General features: G+C 68.6%; 6 protein-coding genes and 1 pseudogene. 5 read left to right on the forward strand and 2 right to left on the reverse strand.

Annotated features, from left to right (window positions below; translation table 11 throughout):
* Nucleotides 1-144 precede the first annotated feature (144 nt).
* Nucleotides 145-1,749, reverse strand: coding sequence for an MFS transporter (locus KUTG_RS23055; RefSeq protein WP_052395278.1), 1,605 nt, complete (start codon nucleotides 1,747-1,749; stop codon nucleotides 145-147).
* A 209-nt stretch (nucleotides 1,750-1,958) separates the two neighbouring features.
* Here KUTG_RS23055 and KUTG_RS23060 point away from each other — a divergent pair, with 209 nt between their 5' ends.
* From KUTG_RS23060 to KUTG_RS55410, 3 genes and pseudogenes are all read left to right on the forward strand, one after another.
* Nucleotides 1,959-2,372: a YciI family protein gene (locus tag KUTG_RS23060; RefSeq protein WP_043730334.1), complete on the forward strand. Its 414-nt coding sequence runs from the start codon at nucleotides 1,959-1,961 to the stop codon at nucleotides 2,370-2,372.
* Nucleotides 2,369-3,151: pseudogene (locus KUTG_RS55405) on the forward strand (RNA polymerase sigma factor); the annotation flags it as partial. The gene KUTG_RS23060 and the pseudogene KUTG_RS55405, both read left to right, overlap by 4 nt.
* A gap of 357 nt (nucleotides 3,152-3,508) precedes the next feature.
* Entirely contained in the window at nucleotides 3,509-3,691 is a 183-nt protein-coding gene (locus KUTG_RS55410; protein WP_043719468.1) for a hypothetical protein, read from the forward strand.
* Here KUTG_RS55410 and KUTG_RS23075 read toward each other — a convergent pair.
* Nucleotides 3,681-4,790 carry an alpha/beta hydrolase gene (locus KUTG_RS23075; RefSeq protein ID WP_043719470.1) on the reverse strand — a complete coding sequence of 370 codons (1,110 nt, stop codon included), beginning with the start codon at nucleotides 4,788-4,790 and terminating at the stop codon, nucleotides 3,681-3,683. The genes KUTG_RS55410 and KUTG_RS23075 overlap by 11 nt on opposite strands.
* 76 nt (nucleotides 4,791-4,866) lie before the next feature.
* On the opposite strand from KUTG_RS23075, the gene KUTG_RS53765 reads away from it, so the two are divergent.
* Both KUTG_RS53765 and KUTG_RS23085 read left to right on the forward strand, forming a co-directional pair.
* A complete protein-coding gene (locus KUTG_RS53765) occupies nucleotides 4,867-5,451 on the forward strand; it encodes a TetR/AcrR family transcriptional regulator (protein ID WP_052395280.1) in 585 nt (194 codons plus the stop codon).
* The coding region (locus KUTG_RS23085; protein WP_157495598.1) for an FAD-dependent monooxygenase at nucleotides 5,448-6,438 on the forward strand (991 nt) is incomplete at its 3' end. The genes KUTG_RS53765 and KUTG_RS23085, both read left to right, overlap by 4 nt.

Here is a 6,438-nt window from a genome sequence, read left to right on the forward strand (position 1 = left end):
TCGCCGGCGGTCGTTGTCGTTGCGCCACGCAAACGTGTCGATGCGCCGGCGACGGAAGGTCAGGTGCGAGGAAGGCCGGTCCGTCCGGGGGGCGGGGACGGCCGGCCTGCGCTCGCCTTGTCGATTCGGTTCCTCACTTCGTCATCAGACGGTCACTGCCTCGAACACCTCGGTCCTGGCCTCCTTGTCCTCGGTCTTGTTCTCGTCCTTGGGGGCCGGCGGGGTGGGCTTGATCCGGCGCAGCAGGGCGATGGTGAAGATCGCCGCGCCGACCGCCACGATGCCGCCGGCGATCGCCGAGTAGTGCAGGGAGCTGGTGAAGGCCTCGCGGGCCACGGCCAGCAGGGAGTCGGCCTGGGCCTGGGGCAGGCCGTGAGCCACGGTCGAAGCGGTGGCCAGGGTCTGGTTGGACGCCTCGACCGCGTTGGCCGGAACGTTCTGCGGGGTGTGGGCGGTGAAGTAGCTGCCGTAGACCGCGGCGCCGACGGAGCCGAGGATGGCGATGCCCAGGGCGCCGCCGAGCTCCTGGCCGGTCTCCAGCAGTGCGGAGGCGGCGCCGGCCCGCTCGGCCGGGGCGGCCGCCACGACCAGGTCGGTGATGCAGGTCAGGATGATCGCGATGCCCAGGCCGATGCCGATCGCGCCGCCCATCAGCGTGAACATGTTGCGCTCGACGGAAAGCTGGGTCATGACCACGAAGCCGACGGCGGCGATGAGGAAGCCGGTGGCGATGATGTAGGCGGGGCGGACGGTGCGGGCCACGATCGTCACGAACGGCACGACCAGCGTGACCACGACCGGGGAGGCCATCGTCCACAGCGCCGCCTCGAAGGGGCTCATCCGCAGGACTTCCATCATGTACTGGGTGGTGAAGATGCCGAACCCGATCAGGCAGAACGCGCAGGCGATGCTGACGGTCATGGAGGCGCCGAAGTCGCGGTTGCGGAACAGCTGCGGGTCGATCATCGGGTGCTGGAGCGTCTTCTGACGGCGGACGAACACGTAGCCGAGGACGGCGCCGACGACGATCGCGACGGCCGGCAGGGTGGAGAAGCCGTTGACCGCGGTCTCCTTGAGGCCCCAGATGATCGAGAGCACGCCGGCCAGCGACAGCAGGCCGGAGGCGAAGTCGAACTTGCCGGCCTGGCCCTTGGGCAGGCGGTACTCGGGGACCAGCGTCGGGACCAGGATCAGCAGCAGCACGACGAAGGGGGCGTTGATCAGGAAGACCGAGCCCCAGGAGAACCAGTTCAGCAGCAGGCCGGAGACGATCGGGCCCAGCGCGGCGCCGGCGGACAGGCCGGCCGACCACACGGCGATGGCCGAGCGGCGCTGCTTCTCGTCGTGGAACATGTTGCGCACCAAGGCAAGCGTGGACGGCATGAGGGTGGCGCCGCCGATGCCCTGGATGGCTCGTTCGACGATCAGGGTGGTCGGGTCGGTGGCGAAGGCGGCCGCCACGGAGGCGAGGCCGAAGATGACCGAGCCGATGATCAGGAGCTTGCGGCGGCCGATCCGGTCGCCGATGTTGCCCATCGTGATGAGCAGGCCGGCGAGCACGAAGCCGTACATGTCGATGATCCACAACTGCTCGGTGCCGCTGGGGGCCAGGGCCGAGGAGATCGACGGGATCGCGAAGTAGAGGACGGTCATGTCCATGGACACCAGGAGCAGCGGGAGCACCAGGACGGCGAGGCCGATCCATTCGCGCCGTCCGGCGAGGCGGGGTGTTTGCGTGGCGTGTGTCATGGCTCAAAACATACACACGTTCCGTACGCTTGTATAGAACGTACGTTTAAAAGCGCCTGGAACTGGGGAAACTCCTAGGCGACGCCCCCGATCGGGTGCATGTGAGTGGGTCGGACGGACTCATCGGGGCAGTTTTCGAGGGACGATGTCCGGAAGTGGCGCGCCGCGCCGACGTTCCCGGTGACAGTCCCGACAAGAGGAGCGGCACCGTGAAATACCTGATCCTGGCCTACGGCTCGCAGCGCGACTACGACGCGATGGCCGGTCGGCCCACCGACGGCGGCCCGAGCTGGACGCCCCAGGACTTCGAGGCCATGGGCACGTACATGGAGAAGCTGAACAACGACCTGGCCGAGTCCGGCGAGCTGGTGGAGACCCGCGGCCTGACCGCCCCGGTGCACGCCCGCCGCCTGCGGCAACAGGACGGCGCCATGGTCGTCACCGACGGCCCGTACGCCGAGGCCGAGGAGGTCCTGGCCGGCTACTGGGTGGTCGAGTGCGACAGCTACGACCGGGCCACGGAGATCGCCACCCGGCTGTTCCACGTGCCCGGTCCGGTCGGTGCCGGGGCCGACGTGGTGATCGACATCCGGCCCGTCGCCGAAAGCCGCCACGAGCTGTGACCGGCCACGGGGACCTGCTGCGGGAGCTGACGCCGCAGGTCCTCGCTGCCCTCGTCCGCCGCTACGGGCACTTCGACATCGCCGAGGACGCGGTGCAGGAAGCGCTGCTCGCCGCCGCCCAGCAGTGGCCGGCCGGCGTGCCGGACGACCCCAAGGCGTGGCTGATCACCGTGGCGTCCCGGCGGCTGACCGACCTGCTGCGCAGCGAAAGTGCCCGCCAGCGCCGGGAAAGCGCCTGGCTCCCGCCTTCGCAGCACGCGCCGTCGACCGACGACTCGCTGGTGCTGCTTTTCCTGTGCTGCCACCCGAGTCTGTCGCCGTCGTCGCAGATCGCCTTGACGCTGCGGGCGGTCGGCGGCCTCACCACCGCCGAGATCGCCCGGGCGTTCCTGGTGCCCGAGGCCACGATGACCCGGCGGATCGGCCGGGCCAAGCAGACCGTGAAGGCCAGCGGCGTGCCGTTCGGCCTGCCGGCCGACGACCGGCTGCCGGTGGTGCTGCACGTGCTGTACCTGATCTTCAACGAGGGTTATGCCGGCCCGGGTCGGGTCGAGCTGACGGCGGAGGCGATCCGGCTGGCCCGCATGGTGCGCCGGCTGCGGCCCGATGACGCGGAAGTCGCCGGGCTGCTGGCGTTGATGCTGCTCACCGACGCCCGGCGGCCGGCCCGCACGGGCCCTTACGGCGAGCTGGTGGCGATGGCCGATCAGGACCGGAACCTGTGGCATGCCAAGGACATCGCCGAGGGCATCGACCTGGTCACTGCCGCGTGGACACGTGAGTTTCCCTTTCAGGAAACAAGGGGTTACGGCACCAGGCCCAGCGCCGCTGCCATTTGTCACGCGTCCGGGTGCCAGGGTCCAGCTGCGCGGTATCAAGGGCCAGGAACTTGATCCGTGAAATTCGCCTTTCAAGGTGGACCGCATTTGCTTGGGTCTAATTCTTTGGGAGTGCCGAACTCCGTTAGAAGATCGGCCATTCGTTTACTATGCAACTCTACGAATGGAATATAGGTCGAAGTTATTCTAATCGTCGGAGGTGCTAAGCGGGCGCCCAGACGTGCTATCACTTAAGAAAGTGAAACCGCTGGCGCGCCCGCTCATCGTTCGCGATGGTCGACGGGCCCGCTGAAAGGCTTGGCGCTGTTGGATGATCGCCTCGGCGACGACCACCGTCTGCATTCCGTGCGCGCCCATCTGTTGGAGATGGCGGGTTCCCGCACGGCGGCGCGGGCGTCGTACCGGGAGGCGGCTCGCCTGGCCATGAGCTTGCCCCAGCAGCGGTATCTCAACGCCCGCGCCGACCGTCTCACGGACTGAAGTCGGTCTTCACGGCGTCGAAGGGGTTGACCTTGCCGTCCAGCAGCGGGTCGACGGCCTTGTTGCCCTTGAGGTGCCGTTGGAAGAAGGCCGTGACGTAGGTCGAGGCGATCGTCCGCTGCTGCTGCTCGGTCAGCTCCTTCTGGTCCGGATGCGTTGTCTGGCCCGGGATCCACGCCTGGCAGTAGCCGGGCCTGGTGCCCGGGACGGCGTCGTCGTGCCCCGCGACCTGCCCGCTGCTGGGCGACCACTGGGTGTTGTAGAAGTCGTGGTTGCCGCCGGTCAGCGTGTACCGGTAGATCGGGACGGCGTTCTTTCCCTTTGACTGCTGGAAATAGGAGCCGGTGTTGACCTGGTCGCAGGTGCCCCACATGGTGGCGAACGGCACCTTGGTCACGATCTCGCCGTTCCAGTTGTCGGTCGGGGCGAAGGCGAACGTCGCCCGGACGTTCACACCGGGCGGCCATTCGTCGTGGCGGATGTCGGCGATCTGTTGCATGACACCGCCGCCGCCCATGGAATGCCCGATCGTGCCCACGTCGGTCAGGTCCACATGTCCCTTGAAGTCCACTGTGGACTTGTGGCCCTGGGCGTCGGTGAACTGGCCTTTGAGCGGTCCACCGCCCGTCGCCGAGAGCTGCTGCCACATCGCCAGCTGGGCGTTGATCAGCGCCGCCCGGGTGTAGTACACCGTCGGCGCCTGCCCGAAGGAGGTGGCGTTGATGCCGTTCGCGCCGATGGAGACCACCACGAACCCCTGGCTGGCCAGCTGTTTCGCCAGGTAGTCGTAGCCACGGTAGCTCGGGATCTGGCCGACGCCGCTCGGGCACGGCCAGTCCTGGGTTCCCGTGCCGACGGCGCAGGTGTCCCACAGCCCGTGCTCGATCATGATCAGCGGATGCGTGCCGTGGGCCAGGTCCCGCGGGTAGAACACCACCCCGTCCAGCTCGTTGCGGCCGTCGTAGCCGATCGACGCCGGCGGCGTGAACGCCTGGTCGCCGAGGTTGTACGTGACCGAGCCCACGTCGTAGGTCTCGGCCTGCGCCGGAGCGGCGGTGATCCCCAGCGCAACAGCCACGACCGCCCAGAGTGCCTTCATGTCCGGCGACCGTACCGAGCAGTTGTCAGAAACCTGTTGCTTGACACCCCGGCCTCATGCAGTAAACATTTACTGCATGGACAGCCGGGACGCGTTGCTGCAGGCCGCCGCCGAGGAGTTCGCGCGCAGCGGGCTGAAGGGGACGCGGGTGCGGGAGATCGTCGAGCGCTCGGGCGTGAACGAACGGATGATCTACCACCATTTCGGCAGCAAGGAAGGGCTGTTCCGGGCGGTCGTCGAGCGTGAGTTCGGAGGCATGGGGCAGGCCTGGCGCCAGGCGATGGCCGAGGCCGCCGAGCTGGAGCCGTACGAAGGGGTGCGGCTGGCGTTCTGCACGCTGTTCGACCTCGTGCACAGCCGGCCGCTGCTGGTCCCGCTGGCCATGCAGGAGGGGCTGGGCGGCTGGGGTGTCCGTCCGCCACTGCCGGCCGACGCGCTCCCGGCCGAACTGCGCGACCTGCATGAACGTGGCGTCGAGGCCGGCACTTTTCGGGCCGACGTGGCGTTCGAGGTGCTGTACGCGACGGCCGTCATGACGCTGATGGGGACACCGGCGATGGCCGGGCGGTTCCCGGCGGTGCTGGCCGAGCGGGACATGACGCAACTGCGCGACCAGATGGTGGCGCTGCTGTTGGACGGACTGACAGGGGGAAGACGATGACGGTGCTGGTGGTGGGGGCGGGCCCGACGGGCCTGACCATGGCTCTGGACCTGGCCCGGCGCGGCGTGCCGGTGCGGGTGATCGACAAGGCGCCGGCCTACTTCGCCGGCTCGCGGGGCAAGGGGGTGCAGGACCGCACCCTGGAGGTGTTCGCGGACCTCGGGATCCGGGACGAGATCCTGGCCGCCGGCCGACACATGACGATGCGGATGTACGTCAACGGCGAGCACACCCGCGACGCCGCCGGGAGCGCGTTGATCCTTCCTCAGTGGAAGGTCGAGGAGGCGCTGCGGGACCGGCTGGCCGAGCACGGCGTCAAGGTGGAGCTGGACACCGAGCTGCTCGACCTCGACGGCGCCACGAACCACGGCCGGATCGACCACGACTACCTGGTGGGCTGCGACGGCGGCCGGAGCACGGTCCGCAAGCTGCTGGGCGTGCCGTTTGAGGGCGTGACCGCCGACGGCGACCAGCTGATGATGCTCGGCGACGTCGAGGTCAGCGGCCTGGACCCCGACTACTGGCACATGTGGATTGGGAACGGCTACTACGCGCTGGCCCCGTTTCGCACGGTTCCGCAGTGGCAGGTGCAGATCGTGCCGCCCGAGCCGCTCGGCGAGCAGCCGTCGCTGGAGGTGTTCCAGCGCCTGTTCGACGAGATGACCGGCTGGTCGGGCGTGACGCTGAGCAATCCGACCTGGCTGTCGACCTACCGCGTGAACGTCCGCATGGTGCGGAAGTTCCGTGTGGGCAACGTCTTCCTGGCCGGTGACGCGGCGCACGTGCATCCGCCGACCGGCGGTCTCGGCATGAACACGGGCATCCAGGACGCCTACAACCTGGGCTGGAAGCTGGCGGCGGTGATCAACGGCGAGGCCGGCGACGCGCTGCTCGACACCTACGAGGCGGAGCGGCTGCCGATCGCGGAGTGGACGCTGGGCACCAGCGCCGAGGGGTTGCAGAAGGTCGCGGCGGCCGTCCGGAGCG

It is taken from the genome of Kutzneria sp. 744, from assembly GCF_000568255.1.
Taxonomy (GTDB): domain Bacteria; phylum Actinomycetota; class Actinomycetes; order Mycobacteriales; family Pseudonocardiaceae; genus Kutzneria.